At 63.2% G+C, this 17,407-nt stretch carries 18 protein-coding genes; 15 read left to right on the plus strand and 3 right to left on the minus strand.

Going from position 1 to position 17,407, the window contains the following annotated elements:
• Position 1: 1 nt before the first annotated feature.
• The 10 genes from AC1D10_RS29105 (at position 2) to phnE (AC1D10_RS29150) (ending at position 9,347) form a co-directional block, all read left to right on the plus strand.
• Positions 2-1,114 carry a carbon-phosphorus lyase complex subunit gene (locus AC1D10_RS29105; RefSeq protein WP_477278058.1) on the plus strand — a complete coding sequence of 371 codons (1,113 nt, stop codon included), beginning with the start codon at positions 2-4 and terminating at the stop codon, positions 1,112-1,114.
• Positions 1,111-1,530 (plus strand): FosX/FosE/FosI family fosfomycin resistance hydrolase, encoded by a 420-nt coding sequence (gene fosX / locus AC1D10_RS29110; protein ID WP_477278060.1) that lies wholly within the window; start codon positions 1,111-1,113, stop codon positions 1,528-1,530. The genes AC1D10_RS29105 and fosX overlap by 4 nt, the downstream gene beginning before the upstream one ends.
• Positions 1,527-2,426, plus strand: coding sequence for an alpha-D-ribose 1-methylphosphonate 5-phosphate C-P-lyase PhnJ (locus tag AC1D10_RS29115; RefSeq protein WP_477278062.1), 900 nt, complete (start codon positions 1,527-1,529; stop codon positions 2,424-2,426). Before fosX ends, AC1D10_RS29115 begins: the two co-directional genes overlap by 4 nt.
• Positions 2,423-3,199, plus strand: a complete 777-nt coding sequence (gene phnK / locus AC1D10_RS29120; RefSeq protein WP_477278064.1) for a phosphonate C-P lyase system protein PhnK — start codon at positions 2,423-2,425, stop codon at positions 3,197-3,199. The genes AC1D10_RS29115 and phnK overlap by 4 nt, the downstream gene beginning before the upstream one ends.
• A 68-nt stretch (positions 3,200-3,267) precedes the next feature.
• The gene (phnL, locus tag AC1D10_RS29125) at positions 3,268-3,975 is read left to right on the plus strand and encodes a phosphonate C-P lyase system protein PhnL (RefSeq protein WP_477278066.1); all 708 of its coding nucleotides are present in this window, start codon (positions 3,268-3,270) and stop codon (positions 3,973-3,975) included.
• A complete protein-coding gene (locus AC1D10_RS29130) occupies positions 3,972-4,589 on the plus strand; it encodes a DapH/DapD/GlmU-related protein (RefSeq protein WP_477278068.1) in 618 nt (205 codons plus the stop codon). The genes phnL and AC1D10_RS29130 overlap by 4 nt, the downstream gene beginning before the upstream one ends.
• 524 nt (positions 4,590-5,113) lie before the next feature.
• Complete coding sequence (phnC, locus tag AC1D10_RS29135) at positions 5,114-5,962, plus strand: phosphonate ABC transporter ATP-binding protein (RefSeq protein WP_477278070.1); 849 nt, start codon at positions 5,114-5,116, stop codon at positions 5,960-5,962.
• Between the two features lie 91 nt (positions 5,963-6,053).
• Positions 6,054-6,962: a phosphonate ABC transporter substrate-binding protein gene (gene phnD / locus AC1D10_RS29140; protein WP_477278073.1), complete on the plus strand. Its 909-nt coding sequence runs from the start codon at positions 6,054-6,056 to the stop codon at positions 6,960-6,962.
• Between the two features lie 57 nt (positions 6,963-7,019).
• Entirely contained in the window at positions 7,020-7,976 is a 957-nt protein-coding gene (gene phnE, locus AC1D10_RS29145) for a phosphonate ABC transporter, permease protein PhnE (RefSeq protein WP_477278075.1), read from the plus strand.
• Between the two features lie 3 nt (positions 7,977-7,979).
• A complete protein-coding gene (gene phnE / locus AC1D10_RS29150) occupies positions 7,980-9,347 on the plus strand; it encodes a phosphonate ABC transporter, permease protein PhnE (RefSeq protein WP_477278077.1) in 1,368 nt (455 codons plus the stop codon).
• 156 nt (positions 9,348-9,503) lie between these two features.
• On the opposite strand, the gene AC1D10_RS29155 is transcribed toward phnE (AC1D10_RS29150), so the two are convergent.
• The 3 genes from AC1D10_RS29155 to AC1D10_RS29165 form a co-directional block, all read right to left on the minus strand.
• Positions 9,504-10,355 carry a sugar phosphate isomerase/epimerase family protein gene (locus tag AC1D10_RS29155; RefSeq protein ID WP_477278079.1) on the minus strand — a complete coding sequence of 284 codons (852 nt, stop codon included), beginning with the start codon at positions 10,353-10,355 and terminating at the stop codon, positions 9,504-9,506.
• A gap of 37 nt (positions 10,356-10,392) precedes the next feature.
• Positions 10,393-11,580 carry a Gfo/Idh/MocA family protein gene (locus tag AC1D10_RS29160; RefSeq protein ID WP_477278080.1) on the minus strand — a complete coding sequence of 396 codons (1,188 nt, stop codon included), beginning with the start codon at positions 11,578-11,580 and terminating at the stop codon, positions 10,393-10,395.
• A gap of 123 nt (positions 11,581-11,703) precedes the next feature.
• Entirely contained in the window at positions 11,704-12,759 is a 1,056-nt protein-coding gene (locus tag AC1D10_RS29165) for a sugar phosphate isomerase/epimerase family protein (RefSeq protein WP_379103138.1), read from the minus strand.
• A gap of 402 nt (positions 12,760-13,161) precedes the next feature.
• Here AC1D10_RS29165 and AC1D10_RS29170 point away from each other — a divergent pair, with 402 nt between their 5' ends.
• From AC1D10_RS29170 to AC1D10_RS29190, 5 genes are read left to right on the plus strand one after another with little or no spacing between them, the layout of a single operon-like run.
• On the plus strand, positions 13,162-14,049 hold the full coding sequence (locus tag AC1D10_RS29170) for a sugar phosphate isomerase/epimerase family protein (protein ID WP_095084784.1): 888 nt from the start codon (positions 13,162-13,164) through the stop codon (positions 14,047-14,049).
• Positions 14,050-14,109: 60 nt separating this feature from the next.
• Entirely contained in the window at positions 14,110-15,279 is a 1,170-nt protein-coding gene (locus AC1D10_RS29175; protein WP_477278083.1) for a mandelate racemase/muconate lactonizing enzyme family protein, read from the plus strand.
• A gap of 2 nt (positions 15,280-15,281) precedes the next feature.
• Positions 15,282-15,998: a FadR/GntR family transcriptional regulator gene (locus AC1D10_RS29180; RefSeq protein ID WP_477278085.1), complete on the plus strand. Its 717-nt coding sequence runs from the start codon at positions 15,282-15,284 to the stop codon at positions 15,996-15,998.
• Positions 15,999-16,003: 5 nt separating this feature from the next.
• Positions 16,004-16,984 (plus strand): hydroxyacid dehydrogenase, encoded by a 981-nt coding sequence (locus tag AC1D10_RS29185; protein ID WP_477278154.1) that lies wholly within the window; start codon positions 16,004-16,006, stop codon positions 16,982-16,984.
• Between the two features lie 39 nt (positions 16,985-17,023).
• Positions 17,024-17,401, plus strand: coding sequence for a hypothetical protein (locus AC1D10_RS29190; RefSeq protein WP_477278087.1), 378 nt, complete (start codon positions 17,024-17,026; stop codon positions 17,399-17,401).
• The last annotated feature ends 6 nt before the right edge of the window (positions 17,402-17,407 follow it).

A 17,407-nucleotide genomic window follows, 5' to 3' on the forward strand; every position in this document is an offset into this window, starting at 1 on the left:
GATGTATGTCGCGGTAAAAGGTGGCGAGGCGGCCATTGCCAACGCCCACAGCCTGCTTGCCGACCGCCGGCGCGGCGACCGTTCGGTGCCGGCGCTTCGCCTCGACCAGATCGTCGAGCAGCTGGCGCTCGGCGTCGACCGGGTGATGAGCGAAGGTTCGCTCTATGACCGGGAGTTGGCCGCCCTTGCCATCGTCCAGGCGCGCGGCGACCTGATCGAAGCGATCTTCCTGGTGCGCGCCTATCGCACCACGTTGCCGCGCTTCGGCTACTCCAAGGCGATCGACACCGCCACCATGCTGGTCGAGCGGCGCGTTTCAGCGACCTACAAGGACCTGCCCGGCGGCCAGTTGCTCGGCCCGACCTTCGACTACACGCACCGGCTGCTCGATCCCGAGCTTGCCGCTGGCGGCGATGTCGCCGAGCCGCTGCGGCGTGAGACGGAAGCGCAAGCCATGCCGCGCGTCTCCGCCATCCTCTCCCGCGAAGGCCTGATCGAGCCGGATGGGGAGATGCCGCAGGACCATGTCCCCGGCGACATCACCCGCGATCCGCTGGAATTCCCGATGGCGCGCGACATCCGCCTGCAGGCGCTGTCACGCGGCGACGAGGGTTTTCTGCTGGCGCTCGGCTATTCCACGCAGCGCGGCTATGCCCGCAACCATCCCTTCGTGGGCGAGATCCGCATCGGCGAGGTCGAGTTGGAGCTCGACGTGCCCGAACTACCCTTCGCTGTCCCGCTCGGCAGCGTGCGGGTCACCGAATGCCAGATGGTCAACCAGTTCAAGGGGTCTGCCAAGGCGCCGCCGCAGTTCACCCGCGGCTACGGGCTCGTTTTTGGCCAGAGCGAGCGCAAGGCGATGGCGATGGCGCTCTGCGACCGGGCGCTGCGCGCCAGCGAGTTGGGCGAGGATGTCGTCGCCGCAGCGCAGGACGAGGAGTTCGTCATCTCGCATTCCGACAATGTTCAGGCGACCGGCTTCGTCGAGCATCTGAAGCTGCCGCACTATGTCGACTTCCAGGCCGAACTCGACCTCGTGCGCCGCATGCGCGCCGAGTACGATGCCCGCGAGAATCCCGCGAAGGTCGAAGAGAAGCGGGAGGCCGCGGAATGATTCTAGGCCTGTCCCACATGACCTTCATCGTCCGCGATCTCGACCGGATGACCGCGATCCTGACCGGGATTTTCGACGCGCGCGAGGTCTATGACAGCGGCGCCAGGCAATTCTCGCTGTCGCGTGAAAAATTCTTTCTGATCGGCGACATCTGGATCGCCATCATGGAGGGCGAGAAGCTGCCGGAGCGCAGCTACAATCACATCGCATTCAAAATCGATGACGCCGATTTCGACCGCTACGCCGAGCGCATCGGCAAGCTAGGGCTCGACATGCGTCCGCCGCGCCCACGCGTCGAGGGCGAAGGCCGCTCGATCTATTTCTACGACGACGACAACCACATGTTCGAATTGCACACCGGCACGCTCACTGAGCGGCTGGCACGCTACGCCAAAGAATTGGAAGTCGCGCCATGACCGACATCGCCACCTACAACTTCGCCTATCTCGACGAGCAGACCAAGCGAATGATCCGCCGTGCGATCCTCAAGGGCATCGCCATCCCCGGCTATCAGGTGCCGTTCGCCTCGCGCGAGATGCCGATGCCTTATGGCTGGGGCACTGGCGGCGTCCAGGTCACCGCTTCGATCATCGGCCCCGACGATGTCTTGAAGGTCATCGACCAGGGCGCCGACGACACCACCAACGCGGTCTCGATCCGCGCCTTCTTCAAGAAGGTCGCCAATGTCGCCGTCACCACCGAGACGGCGAAGGCTACCATCATCCAGACCCGCCACCGCATTCCCGAGCATCCGCTGACGGAGCGCCAGGTGCTGGTCTACCAGGTGCCGATCCCGGAACCTCTGCGCTTCCTCGAACCGCGCGAGACCGAGACGCGCAAGATGCACGCGCTGGAGGAATACGGCCTGATGCATGTAAAGCTCTATGAGGACATCGCCAGGCACGGCCGCATCGCCACCACCTACGCCTATCCGGTCAAGGTCGAGGGCCGCTACGTGATGGACCCGTCGCCGACGCCGAAATTCGACAATCCCAAGATGCACCGCTCGCCGGCCTTGCAGCTGTTCGGCGCCGGCCGCGAAAAGCGCATCTATGCGGTGCCGCCGTTCACCGAAGTCGTCAGCCTCGACTTCGACGATCATCCGTTCGAGGTGCAGACCTTCGACCAGCCTTGCGCGCTCTGCGCGGCCGAGAACGTGTATCTCGACGAAGTCATCCTCGACGACCATGGCGGCCACATGTTCGTCTGCTCCGACACCGATCACTGCGAGAAGCGGCGTGAAGAGGGTCATCGCGGCCATCTTGCCCCCGATACCCATCTTGCCCCAGGAAACAGGGAGCCGGCGCAATGACCGACGAACCGCTACTGCGCGTTTCGGCACTGTCCAAATTCTATGGCTCGCGCGTCGGCTGCGACAATGTCTCCTTCGACCTGTGGCCGGGCGAAGTTCTGGCGGTCGTCGGCGAGTCGGGCTCCGGCAAGACGACGCTGCTCAACTGCCTGTCGACACGGCTGCTGCCGAGCTCCGGCACCGCCAGTTATCGCATGCGCGACGGCCAGTTTCGCGAGCTCTACCGTATGAGCGAGGCCGAGCGCCGCTTCCTCATGCGCACCGACTGGGGTTTTGTTCACCAGAACCCGGCGGATGGGCTGCGCATGACTGTCTCGGCCGGCGCCAATGTCGGTGAGCGACTGATGGCGGTTGGCGACCGTCACTACGGCAAGATCCGCGCCACGGCCGTCGACTGGCTGTCGCGCGTCGAGATCGACGAGGATCGCATCGACGACGAGCCGCGCGCCTTTTCCGGCGGCATGCGCCAGCGCCTGCAGATCGCCCGCAACCTCGTTACCGGACCACGGCTGGTGTTCATGGATGAGCCGACAGGCGGTCTCGATGTCTCGGTCCAGGCCCGCCTGCTCGACCTGTTGCGCGGCCTAGTTACGGACCTTGGTCTCGCGGCCATCGTCGTCACCCACGATCTTGCCGTCGCGCGGCTTTTGTCGCAGCGCATGATGGTGATGAAGGACGGCCGCGTCGTCGAAAGCGGTCTCACCGACTGCGTGCTCGACGACCCCCGTGCGCCCTACACCCAGCTCCTCGTTTCCTCGATATTGCAGGTCTAGCCGCATGATCCCGAAAAGTGGAAGCCGGTTTTCGGACCGGATCATGCGGCAAAACAAGGGACACTGACATGCCGACGCCTCTCGTTGTTTCCGACGTCGCCAAGAGCTTCACCATGCATCTGCGCGACGGCATCAAACTGCCTGTCGTCACCGGTGTCTCGTTCTCGATCAGGGCCGGTGAGTGCACCGTGCTCGGCGGCCCGTCCGGTGCCGGCAAGAGCTCGATCCTGAAGATGCTCTACGGCAACTATGCCGTCGACGAAGGCCAGATCATCGTCAAGCACGATGACGAACTGATCGACCTCGCTACCGCCAGCCCGCGCACCGTGCTTGCCATACGCCGCCAGACCATCGGCTATGTCAGCCAGTTCCTGCGCACCGTGCCGCGCGTCTCGGCGCTGGATGTCGTCGCCGAACCGCTGGTCGAGCGCGGCGAGGACCGAGAGAGCGCGCGCGGCAAGGCACGCGCCTTGCTGGCGCAGCTCAACCTGCCGGAAAAACTCTGGGCATTGCCGCCGGCAACCTTCTCTGGTGGCGAGCAACAGCGCGTCAACATCGCGCGCGGCTTCATCACCGAGCACCCGATCCTTCTGCTCGACGAGCCGACCGCATCGCTCGATGCCAGGAACCGCGACGTGGTGATCGACCTCATCGCTGCCAAGAAGGCGGCGGGCGTCGCCCTGCTCGGCATCTTCCACGACCACGATGTGCGCGAGGCGGTCGCCGACCGCATCATCGACGTCACCGCTTTCGCTCCCGGAAAAATCGCCGCATGACCAGGAAATTGTCGGAGACGCCGCTGGTCCACCAGACGGCGGACGTGCAGAACTCGACGCTCGGCCGCTGGACCGAGATCGCCGACCGTAGCCGGGTTTCCGAAAGCACCCTCGGTGACTATTCCTACATGATGCAGGACTGCGCCGTCTGGTGCGCGACGATCGGCAAGTTTTCCAACATTGCAGCAAGCGTGCGCATCAACGCCACCAACCACCCGACATGGCGGCCGACGCTGCACCATTTCACCTATCGCGCTTCAGACTATTGGGACGACGCCGAGCACGAGAGCGAGTTCTTCGCCCAGCGCCGCGCCAAGCGCGTCACCATCGGCCACGACACCTGGCTCGGCCACGGCTCGACCATCCTGCCCGGCGTCGCCGTCGGCGATGGTGCCGCGGTCGGTGCCGGGGCCGTCGTGTCGAAGGATGTTGCGCCCTACACCGTCGTCGGCGGCGTGCCGGCCAGACCGATCCGCGAGCGCTTCGACCGCCGCACCGCGGAACGCTACCAGGCGCTCGCCTGGTGGGACTGGGACCATGCCAAGCTGCGGACAGCGCTAGATGATTTCCGGGAACTGTCGGCCGAGGCCTTTCTGGAAAGATATGGCGGATAAGCCATCACATCATTGTCATGGGTGAGCCTGTTTCATATCCCTGACACATCGCCGGGGCAGGACGCGCCATCAAGGTGATCGAGATCGTGCCGACCGGCCTCACCGTTGCCGGCGCAACGGACGACGACGTGCGCATCATGCGCGCCTGGCGCGATGCACTGGCAGTGCCGTTGGGTTACCGCCACCCGACCACGACAGCTATGTCTTCCACATCACCTTCGCCTATCAGATCCAGCGTTTTGCGGATGACAGGGCAGCAGCATGGCAGGACCTGTTAGATGACTCACTCGCGCTTTTCGAGCAGCAGGCCTCCGTGATCGAGATCCGGGCTCCGGCCTTCTGCAGCTTCAGGGACATGGAGCATTTCGAGGAATTGCTGGTGCTCGGCTGATCGACGGCAACAGGCGCCTGACGCAGCGCCTGTAGGCGGTAACAAAACTGACATCAATCCGACACCGCAGGTTCATGGCGCTGCGCTAGCCAAGGCTGACAGACCTTCAACCGCGACTGGACTGGAAACCATCATGTCAGCCACGCTCGAAATCCGCGGCGTCACCCGACGATTTGGCAAGAACACTGCCGTAAGCGACATCAACATCTCGATCCCGCAGGGTGAGATGGTCGGCATTATCGGCCGTTCGGGTGCTGGCAAGTCGACCCTTCTACGCATGATCAACCGTCTCATCGATCCCAGCCAGGGGTCGATTTTTTTTGACGGCGCCGAGGTCTCCCAATTGCGCGGTTCACCGCTGCGGCGCTGGCAGCGCGATTGCGCCATGATCTTCCAACAGTTCAACCTGGTGCCGCGCCTCGACGTGCTGACCAATGTGCTGCTCGGCAAGCTGAACCACCGTTCGACCCTCACCAATATGTTCGGAATGTTCTCCCGCGCCGAATGCGCCGAGGCAGTCGCCGCACTGGAGCGGCTCGACATCGCCCGCACCGCATTGCAGCCCGCCGGCACCTTGTCGGGTGGCCAGCAACAGCGCGTCGCCATTGCTCGCGCCATGATGCAGCAGCCCAAGGTGATCCTCGCCGACGAGCCGATCGCCTCGCTGGACCCGCTCAATGCCAAGGTGGTGATGGATTCACTGCAGGACATCAATCTGCGCGAAGGCATCACCGTCGTCACCAATCTTCACACGCTGGACACCGCCCGCACCTACTGCAACCGCATTATTGGCATGGCTGCCGGCAAGGTCGTCTTCGACGGCACGCCGGAAGAGCTCAACCGCGAGGCCGTGCGTCTCGTCTATGGCGCCGACAGCAATGGCGGCGAAATCTCCGAGGCCATCACCTCGACCAGCGTTGCCTTCAAGCAAAAGATCGCCGCATCCGCCGGACCGCTCGAGCCCGCTTTCCCGGGATATTGAGAGCGGCCTGGATCGCCAGCCCGCGTCAAGGGCACCTGTCAAAATTACGAACGCTGCCGGCGCGGGGCCGGAACCTACAGGAGAGATATCCATGTTCAGGAAGAAGGTTTTCAGCGCCGTTTCGGTGCTCGCCATGGCGACCAGCATGGCTCACGCCGCCGATATGAAGGAATTCCGCGTCGGCATTCTCGGCGGTGAAAACGAGACCGACCGGCTGCGCAACTACCAGTGCCTCGCCGACCATCTGAAGGCCGAATTCGGCTTCGAAAAGGTCTCGCTGTTCCCCGCCGCCGACTATGACGGCGTCATCCAGGGCCTGCTCGGCGGTACGCTCGACTTCGCCGAACTCGGCGCTTCCGGCTACGCCAGCGTCGTTCTCAAGGACCCGAAGGCGGTCACCCCGATCCTCACCACCCAGCAGACCGACGGCGCGACCGGCTACTATTCGATCGGCCTGGCGCTGAAGTCCTCCGGCATCACCGACATCAAGTCGGCCAAGGGCAAGAAACTCGGCTACGCCGATCCGGATTCGACCTCCGGCTATCTGATCCCGCTGACCCAGATCCCGAAGGACACCGGCGCTTCGAACGAAAAATTCTTCGCTTCGACCCAGTTCAACGGCGGCCACGAGAACAATGTTCTGGCCGTGCGTGACGGCAAGGTTGACGTGGCGGTGGACGATTCCTCCGGCATCGGCGACTTCAAGGACGGCTACACCTCCGGCACCTTCCACAAGGAAGTCGCCAAGGGCGCCGTCGACGCCAACGACTTCATCGAAGTCTGGCGCTCGGGCCTGATCCCGAACGGCCCGCTGGTCGTGCGCACCGCGCTCGGCGACGAAATGACTGCCAAGCTTGCCGACTTCTTCACGCAACTGCCCAAGAAGGACAAGGCTTGCTTCGAAGGCGTCGAAGGCGGCGATTTTACCGGCTACGTCCCGGTGAAGCCGGATTTTTACAACGTCATCGTCGAAGCCCGCAAGGCAGCCATCGGCGGCTAACGGCAAAATCAGCAAGGGCGGCGTTGAGAAAACGCCGCCCTTTCTGCGTGCCCGATCATGACCCTTTCCGTGACAGTCCATTCAGACACGACGCACCGGGCGGCCGACGCCTGGCGTCGCCAGACGTCCTTGCGCCGGCTCTACACCGCCATCGGTGTCGGCCTGCTGCTTGTCGCGCTCGGCAGCACCATGTGGTTCGCCGACGAGGCCAATGCAGGGCATTTCTTCGACCGCCTGCCGCACATACTGGATTTCCTGAGCTGGCTCGTCCCCAAGGACTGGAACGATGTCTGGCGGGCGATGTTCGACATCGCCTCCCCCCATGACACCGGCACCCAGGAATTCAACTTTCCGCTCGGCCGGTCCTACATCTGGGGCAGCTTCTACATTCCCGAGTATTTCGAACTGATGCTGACCACGCTGAACGTGGCGCTGGTCTCGACCTTCATCGGCTTCGTCTTTGCCGTGCCGTTTTCCTTCATCGCGGCGCGCAATCTGACGCCGCATCCGGTGTTGAGGCTTGCCGTCAAGCGCTTCATGGAACTGCTGCGCGCCTTTCCCGAGATCGTCATCGCCGGGCTGTTCGCGGCCATCGTCTCGATCGGCCCGATTGCCGCCATCATCGCCATCGGCCTGCATTCGATCGGCGCATTGGGCAAGCTGTTCTACGAGATCAACGAGAACATCGACATGCGCGCCGAGGAAGGCCTGAGGGCCGTCGGCGCCAACTGGTTCGAGCGGGTGCGCTTTGCCGGCCTGCCACAGGTGCTGCCCAATTTCATGTCCTACACGCTGCTCCGCGTCGAGATAAACGTCCGCATTTCCACCATCATGGGCGCGGTCGGCGGCGGTGGCATCGGCGAGGAGTTGAAGCTGTCCATCTCGCGCGGCTTCGGCGCCAGGACGCTGGCGCTGGTCCTGCTCCTGTTCACGACGATCTTCATCGTCGATCAGTTCTCCGCCTGGCTGCGCCGCAAGCTGGTTGGCGAGCAGGCATTCGTGATGGGGGCTTAACCAATGGCTGCCATGACTGCCGATGAAATCCAGTCGATCGAGGAGCGCTTCCCGCAAGTGTTCCGGCGACCGTTCTACAAGCGCTTCGGGCCGCTGCTGCTGCTTGGCGGCACCTTTCTCTACCTGCTCTATGCGCTGTGGTTCTTCAATCTGCCGCAGGTGATGGGGGAATCGCACTGGGAGCGCCTGCCGCTGTTCCTGACCCAGTGGATCAGTTACGACGTGCAGCCGATCTTTCGCCTCGACGAGCCGCAGATCACCGCCAAATATCCGCGTTTCTCCGCGCTTGGCGACAATCCGCATCCGGACTGGGAAAAGACCAATGCCGACGGTTCGGTGACGATCCTGATCGACGGTGCCGCCAAGTCGGTCACCTTCGACAAGATGCAAGCCACGATCATTGCCAATGGTGAGACCTTGGCGGTCTCGCTGGGTACCGGCAAGCCGCTGATCTCGGGCCCGGTTCCCGACTGGATCACCGCGCATGAGGACGAGGTCGTCGCCGACATGGGCTTTGCCGGCGAGGTCCGCGTCGCCGTCGACCGCGTCAAGATACGCAAGCGCTTTCTCGGCTGGGCGAATTTCGTCTTCGACACGCGCTCGCCCTTCTTCGGCAAGTCGGCGAGCGAAGTCGCCTCGCTGATCGTGTCCGGGCCCGAGCTCAAGTCGGGCACATCCAATCTGGCGCTGGCCGGCGACAACATCTGGAACAACGCCCAGTGGCAGCATGGCGACGTCTGGACCAAGCTTTTGCAGACCATCGTCATGGCCTTTCTCGGTACCATGCTCGGCGGCATCGTCGCCTTCCCGCTGGCCTTCTTCGCCGCCCGCAACATCACGCCGAGCCGCCTGGTCAACCAGGTGCTCAAGCGCTTCTTCGACTTCATGCGCTCCATAGACATGCTGATCTGGGCGCTGTTCTTCACCCGCGCCTTCGGCCCGGGACCGCTGGCGGGCAGTGCCGCTATCTTCTTCACCGAGATCGGCACGCTCGGCAAAACCTATTCCGAGGCGCTGGAGAACATCGACGGCAAGCCGCGCGAGGGTGTCATCTCGACCGGTGCCAACGGCCTTCTGGTGCAGCGCTACGGCGTGTTGCCAGAAGTGGTGCCGGTGTTGATCAGCCAGACGCTCTACCAGTGGGAATCCAACACAAGGGGTGCGACCATCATCGGTGCCGTCGGCGCCGGCGGCATCGGCCTGAAATTGTGGGAAGCAATGCGAACCAACTCCAACTGGGCCAATGTCTTCTACATGGTGCTGCTGATCCTGGTCGTGGTCTTCATCTTCGACAACATTTCCAATTTCCTGCGCCGCCGCCTGAGCCAGACCATCCACGACTACAACAGGATCCAGGCCGAGCAGGGTTAGCCATCCCGGCGCTTCAGGGCGCGTTGAGATTCAGGTCAGGCCGAGTCGAAAATGCTGGTTCCGAGAACCGGAACGGAGCGTACTTTTGGGTACGTGAGTACCGGAAGCGCACGAACCCGGCATTTACAGACCGGCTCACCTGAATATCGACACGCCCTATGCCGCTTTCTTCCACCCGTCCCTGATATGCTTGTAGCCGTCGCGGTAGACGGCTTCGGGACTCTCGGAAAAATCGCGCCACACCTTGGTTGCCGCTGCCAGGTCCTTCAGCGAGCGGCCGAACGCCTCGATCGTCAGCCAGTCGTCATAGCCGCTCTTGCGGATGGCGGAGAAGGTTTCCTTCCACGGGATGTTGCCGCGCCCCGGCACGCCGCGGTCGTTCTCCGAGATGTGGATATGCACGACATTCCTGCGGTGTTTTGTATAGGCGCCGATCGGGTCGGCCTCCTCGATGTTGGCGTGGAAAGTGTCATACATCGCCTTGATGTGCGGCCGGTCGATGGCATCGATATGCTCCGACAGATCCGCCATCGTGTTGAGAAGATAGCATTCGAAGCGGTTCAGCGCCTCGAGCCCGATGGTGACGTTCCTGTTGCCGGCATGGTCGCCGATGGCACGTTGCGAGGCGACCGAGCGCTTCTTCTCGGCGGCTGTCGGCCCGGAGCCGGAAAAGCCGCCGAGGGTCGAATGCAGCGGCCCGCTCAGCGTCCTGGCGCCGAGCGCATCGGCACAGTCGATTGCCCATTTCATGTAGTCGATGCCGGCCTTGCGCGTCGCAGCGTCGGCCGCGATCAGGTTCATCGCCGGATCGCCCATCGCCGAGACAGCGGTGCGCCCGAGCCCGATGCGATCAAGCAGATCACCCAACTTCTTGTAGTCGTCGGGGGTGCCGGCGAAGATCGGTATCTCGACGCCATCGAAACCGGTAGCCTTGATATCGCGGAGCAACGGCTCGTGTTTCTTCGATACCGCCGTCGTCCACAAGAACATGCACATGCCGATTTTCATCGACGCCCTCCCCTTGATCCCCCCAGATCCATTCAGCCTAAAGCTTCGTCCAGGCTCCATTCTTCTTCGACGACTTCACGCAGGCCTCGATGAAGGCCATGCCCTCGACGCCGTCCTGAATGGTCGGGAAGACGACATCCTTTGCCGGCTTGCCGCCCTTCTTGCGGGCTGCGCGGATGGCACGCGCGGCCTCCTGGTAGATGTTGGCGAAACCTTCGAGATAGCCTTCGGGATGGCCCGACGGCACGCGGCTGACACGCCCCGCCACCGGCAGCGCGCCGGCGCCATTGCGGGTGATCAACTGCTTCGGTTGGCCGAACGGCGTGTACCAGAGGTAGTTCGGGTCGGCCTGCACCCATTCCAGCCCGCCCTTCGAGCCATAGATGCGCAGCTTCAGCCCGTTCTCATGGCCCGGCGCCACCTGGCTTGCCCAGATCATGCCCTTGGCCGGGTGCGTCTTGCCGGCTGGCTTGAAGCGCAGCATGACGTTGACATTGTCGTCGAGCAAACGACCCGGCACGAAGGCATCGAGATCTGCCGACAGGGAATCGAGCTCCAGACCCGAGACGAAGCGCGCCAGATTGTAGGCATGCGTGCCGATGTCGCCCAGCGCGCCGCCGGCGCCTGCCTGTTTGGGGTCGCCGCGCCATGACGCCTGCTTCTGGCCGGTGGCGGCGAGGTCCTCGGTCAGCCAGTCCTGCGGATACTCCGACTGCACGATGCGGATGTCGCCGAGCACGCCCTTGGCCACCATCTCGCGCGCCTGCCGGATCATCGGATAGGCGGTGTAGTTATGGGTGAGCACGAACACCTTGCCTGTCTTCTCGACCACCGCGGCGAGCTTCTTGGCCTCGGCTAGCGTCGTTGCCAGCGGCTTGTCGCAAATGACGTGGATGCCAGCCTCCAGGAAAGCTTTTGCCGCCGGCACATGGACATTGTTGGGGGTGACGATGGCTACTGCCTCGATACCGTCGGGGCGTTTCGCTTCGGCCTTGGCCATCTCCGCGTAGGAAGCGTAGCTGCGGTCCGGGTCGAGGCCGAGTTCGGCGGCCGATGCCTTGGCGCGTGCCGGATCGGAGGACAGCGCACCGGCGACCAGCACGAAGTCATTGTCAATGCGCGCCGCGATCCGGTGCACCGCACCGATGAAGGCGCCTTGCCCGCCGCCTACCATGCCGTAGCGGATCGGGCCGCCTCCCGTTTCCGACTTCGATGCGCCGACCATGTTTCTTCTCCTCGTGTCTGAGATAGCCCTCCGCCTTGAAGGAGGGGCGATCCGCGCAGCGGATCGGGGTGGGTCGTAGAGGTACCCTTCGGGCCACCCTCCCTCGAGGGGAGGAAAGCTGCATTAAATTCCCATCATGCCGCGCAGCACTTTCTTGTCTGTGGCGCCGCCGGCGAAGTCGTCGAATGCCTTTTCCGTGACCCGGATGATATGATGCTGGATGAACGGTGCGCCCTCTGCCGCACCGTCTTCAGGATGTTTCAGGCAGCATTCCCATTCCAGCACCGCCCAGGAATCATAGTCGTACTGCGTCAGCTTGGAAAAGATGCCGCCGAAATCCACCTGTCCGTCGCCGAGCGAGCGGAAGCGGCCGGCCCGGTTGGTCCAGCTCTGATAGCCGGAATAAACGCCCTGTCGGCCGGTTGGATTGAACTCGGCGTCCTTGACGTGGAACGCCTTGATGCGCTCGTGATAGATGTCGATGAATTCGAGATAGTCGAGCTGCTGCAGCAGGAAGTGCGACGGATCGTAGTTGATGTTGCAGCGTCTGTGGCCACCGACCGCGTCGAGGAACATCTCAAAGGTGGCGCCGTCGAATACGTCCTCGCCGGGATGGATCTCGTAGCCGACGTCGACGCCATTGTCCTCATAGACGTCGAGGATCGGCTTCCAGCGCTTGCCGAGCTCGGCGAATGCCTCCTCGATCAGTCCGGCCGGCCGCTGTGGCCAGGGATAGAGGTAAGGGAAGGCCAGCGCTCCGGAGAAGCTCACCGAGGCCTTGAGGCCAAGGTTCTTCGAGGCCTTGGCGCCGAACTTCATCTGTTCGACCGCCCATTTCTGCCGCGCCTTGGGATTGTTGTGCACCGAAGCCGGCGCAAAGCCGTCGAACTGCGCATCATAGGCCGGATGCACCGCCACCAATTGCCCCTGCAGGTGCGTCGACAATTCGGTGATCTCGACACCGGCGTCAGCGCAGATGCCCTTCACCTCGTCGCAATAGGTCTTTGACGACGCCGCCTTCTTGAGATCGAACAGCCGCGCGTCCCAGGTCGGGATCTGCACGCCCTTGTAGCCGAGACCGGCCGCCCATTTGGTGATCGACGCCAGTGAATTGAACGGCGCGGCATCGCCCGCGAACTGCGCCAGAAACAGTCCAGGGCCCTTCATTGTCGTCGGCATCGGCATCCTCCTCATTTTTTCTCGCGACCGAGCATAGCGCCGATTGGAAGCAGGGCCAGCCACTTTGGTCTTTTCGCACCGGACGCTTGTGCGCGTCGCCATTCTGGTATTACCAAATGCGAGGATTTGGTCAAGCCTCGCCATGCACTAGCTGAGCCCTCCAGGTTTGCGAAAGAAGGATATATATCTCAATATAATCAATGGAATGATCCGGGCGAAAAGTAGCATTACCGCACTTCTTGCCGTTCAGAACAAATTGCTGTAGACCTCGCTTCAGGCCCAATTGGTCGAACCAGTTTGCGAGGAAAAGGCTGGGGATGCCTTGGGGAGGAACCCTTGCGTCGCCTTTTGGCGATGCATGTCGCAGGCGAACCATAAAGGCGAATTTGGGAAGGACAGACCATGCATCTTTCGACGCACAACTGGATGCGCGCGGAGCCGTTGGAGACGACGCTCAAGCGCATCAAGAAATTCGGCTATGAGTCGATCGAGATCTCCGGCGAGCCCGAGCAGTACAAGACCAAGGAGACCCGAGCCCTGCTGAAGGAGCATGGCATCCGCTGCTGGGGCGCGGTGACCTTGATGTTGGGCGAGCGCAACCTCGCCGCCAAGGACCAGGGCCAGCGCGAGCGTTCGGTACAGTATGTCAAGGACGTGCTGACCATGATCAGCGAACTCGATGGCGAGATCATCACGCTGGTTCCGGCAACCGTCGGCAAGGTGGTGCCCGATGGCACCGAGGAAGAGGAATGGAAGTGGGTTGTCGACGCAACCCGTGAATGCTTCACCCACGCCAAGAAGGTTGGCGTGAAGATTGCCGTTGAGCCGCTCAATCGCTTCGAAACCTATCTTTTCAATCGCGGCGCCCAGGCCCTGGCGCTGGCTGACGCTGTCAGCCCCGAATGCGGCGTCTGCCTCGACGCCTATCATATCCACATGGAGGAATTTAACGTCCATGACGCGATCCGGCAGGTCGGCAAGCGCCTGTTCGACTTCCATGTCGCCGACAACAACCGCTTCGCCGCCGGCCTCGGCCAGATCGACTGGCCGAAGATCGTCGCCACGCTGAAGGAGGTCGGCTACGACGGCGCGCTGACCAACGAGTTCGTGGCACCCGTCGACCGCACGCCGGCCGCACCCTATCCCGACATGGTCGAGCGCCACCCGGTCGACATCTCGCCCGAACAGCTGAAGTTCATCCAGGATCACGGCTCCAGCGTGCTGACGGAGAAATTCTACACCGACCAGATGCGCATCACCGCCGAAACGTTGCTGCCGCTGATCAAGTAGTCGACCGCCTGTTGGGAATTTGCCCTTCCGCCCTGACCGGCGGCGGGGCTGGGGAAGACCATGCGCATCAAGACCATCCAAGCCTGGTGGGTCCGCATCCCGATCGAAGCCGCTCGGCAACACCGCAGCGACTTTGGTCAGGTGACGACCTTTGACGCCGCCATCCTGCGCATCGAGACGGATGACGGGCTGGTCGGCTGGGGTGAAGGCAAGAACGCCGCCGGCAGCGCCGGCACCTACGGGGCGCTTGTCCACATGCTGAACCACGAGGTCGGGCCGCAACTGATCGGCCGCGATCCGGCCGACATCGGCGTCATCTGGGAGATGCTCTACAACGGCGTGCGCCACGACAGCGCCGCCCGCGCCGGCCACGCCATGCCGCAGCTGGCACGGCGCGGCATGAGCATAGCTGCCATCAGCGCTGTCGACATCGCGCTCTGGGATATTTTGGGCAAATCGCTTGGGGTTCCGGTGTGGCGGCTCCTCGGCGGCCGCAAGCTCGACCGCATGCCGGCCTATGCGTCCGGCGGCTGGGCAGCCGCCGACGCCATCGGCGAGCAGTTGAAGTCCTATATCGCCAAGGGCGGCTTCAAAGCGCTGAAGATGCGGATTGGCGCCATGGATGGCGCCGCGCATGTTTCCGCTGCCCGCGTCCGTGCTGCACGGCAGGCGCTTGGCCCCGATGTCGAATTGATGGTCGACGCCCATGGCACCTACACGGTGGCCGAAGCCAAGCGCTTCATCCACCTCGTCAACGATCTGGACCTCGCCTGGTTCGAGGAGCCGATCGTCGCCGACGACAAGCCGGGCATGGCCGAGGTGCGGGCAAGCGGCGCCGTCCCGATCGCCACCGGCGAAAGCGAGGCGACGCGCTATGCCTTCCGCGACCTCGCCGTGCTCAAGGCCGCCGATATCTTCCAGCCCGATCCGGCCTTCTGCGGCGGTATCAGCGAGGCGATGAAGATCGGCACCATCGCCAGCGCCTTCAACCTGCGCTTTGCGCCCCATCTATGGGCCGGCGCGCCCTGCTTCTTCGCCGGGCTGCATGTCTGCGCTGCTTCGCCGGCTAGTTTCACCGTCGAATATTCGCTCGGCGCCAACCCGATGATCCATGATCTGATCGAAGAGACTGTCGAAGCCGAGGACGGTATGATAGCGATCCCGGAAAAGCCGGGTCTGGGATTCACCATTTCGGAGCGGTTCCTGGAGGCGCACGCGCAACGCGGTTGACGATGAAAGAAAAGAACCTTCTCGCGGAACTCGCCGCCTACCTGTTCTCCCATTCGGACAAGGAGACCGGCCGAACGCCGTCGGAACGCGAGTTGGCCGAGCATTTCGGCGTCAGCCGCGGCCAGATCCGCGAAGCGCTCGCCATCCTCGAAGCCATGCGCATCGTCGAGCGCCGGGCCAAGTCCGGCATCTACATCGACACCAAGCAGGCCAGCGTCGAGGCAATGGCGCTGTTCGCGCGCGCCGGTCTGCCGCTCGACCCGATCCAGATCTACGAGACGGTCGAGTTGCGCAAGATCCACGAGATCAAGGCGGCCGAGCTCGCCTGTTCGCGCGCCACCGAGGAGAATTTCGAGCGGCTGCGCGAAATCCTGAAAGCGTCGGAAGAGCGCATCGCCGCAGGCGAAGGCCTTGCCAGGGAGGATCGCGAATTCCACCTCGAGATCGTACGCGCGACCAAGAACAGCGTCTTCCACAATGTCTGCAGCGTCTACTACATGATGGGCGAGCAGCGCCTGCCGATCTATTTCAACGACCCCGAGCGCAGCGTGCGTTCGCATGCTGAGCACATCCAGATCTATGAGGCGCTGCTGCGCCGCGACGGCAATCTCGCCCAGGCGCTGATGAGCGCTCATCTGCAGGGCGCCGAGAGCTACTGGAAGGGCCTGATCGAGGGCCATGGAGAGGAATCCCAAAGCCCGACGCTCGAAAGAGCATGAACGAGATGGCCCGCATCCTCACCACACACCCGCTGCATCCGCGCGCCTCGGCCATGCTCGCCGGCGCCGGTGAGCTTGTCGTCGCCTCCGCCCTCGATCCGGCAACGCTGACAGCCGAGGCAAAGAACGCCGATGTCGTCATCGTGCGTGCGCCTCTGCCGCCGCAGCTTTTCGAGGGTGCGGCGAAGCTGAGGGCAGCGATCCGCCATGGCGCCGGGCTCGACATGATCCCGATGGAAGCAGCTTTCGACGCCGGTGTGCTGGTGGCGAATGTGCCGGCGGTCAATGCCCGCTCGGTTGCCGAACATGTCATGTTTGCAGCCCTTGCCCTGCTTCGCAGCTTCCGCATCGTCGACCGTGACCTGCGCGCGAAGGGCTGGCTCGCCGGCCGCGAGCACGCCAACTCCAACAGCGAACTGGCCGGCAAGACCATCGGCATCGTCGGCCTCGGTGCCGTTGGCCAGGCCGTCGGCCACATTGCGGCGCATGGCTTCGATCTGAACGTGGTGGCAACGACGCGCAGCATGCAGCCGGCACCGGAGAAGGTCGGTTTCCTGTCGATCGACGCCTTGGTCGAGCAGAGCGACGTCATCGTTCTGTGCTGTCCGTTGACGCCCGAGACGCGCGGCCTGATCAACCGTGAGCGCATCGCCCGCATGAAGCCCAACGCGCTGCTGATCAACGTATCGCGCGGACCGGTCGTCGATGACGACGCGCTGATCGAGGCTTTGCAGAAACGCCGAATCGGCGGAGCAGCGCTCGATGTGTTTTCGACGCAGCCGCTGCCGCCAAATCATCCCTATTTCAGCTTCGACAACGTCATCATCACCCCGCACATGGCCGGCATCACCGAGGAATCGATGATGCGCATGGGCGTCGGCGCGGCGGGGGAAGCCTTGCTGGTTCTGGCCAACAAACTGCCGGTCAACCTGCGCAACCCTGAAGTGGTCGATCACTACCGGCGACGGTTTTCGGGCGATCTCTGACAATCGCGCTTTCGCCCCAATTCGCCGCGAAGTTGAACCATGTCCGGTCTTCGCCTCACCTTCCTCGCTATCGCCACGTCTTCAATCGCGGCATCGCCGTCGCTCGCGGCGGCCGAGAGCAGCAGTTATGTCTACTGCCACAATGGGATAGCCTGCTTTATGCAGCCCTGCCCGTCGGGCGACGTGCTCGACCTCGTTACCGGGAAGGTCGTCGAGGGCGTGGAACTCAACACCACCCCATTGCCGCTGCAAGACAGAGCCTCACCCGATGTCTCGGAAAAACTTGTCACGGGAAAGATCGTCGTCAGAGGGTCGATCCAGCATCGCGGCGACGAACATGATCCGCCCATGCTGGTCGTCACCAGCATCGAACGCGCCGCGAAGCAGAGTGAGCGCAGGCACTGTTCGGCGCACTGATTGCCG

This window comes from Mesorhizobium sp. P2_A8, from assembly GCF_056404935.1.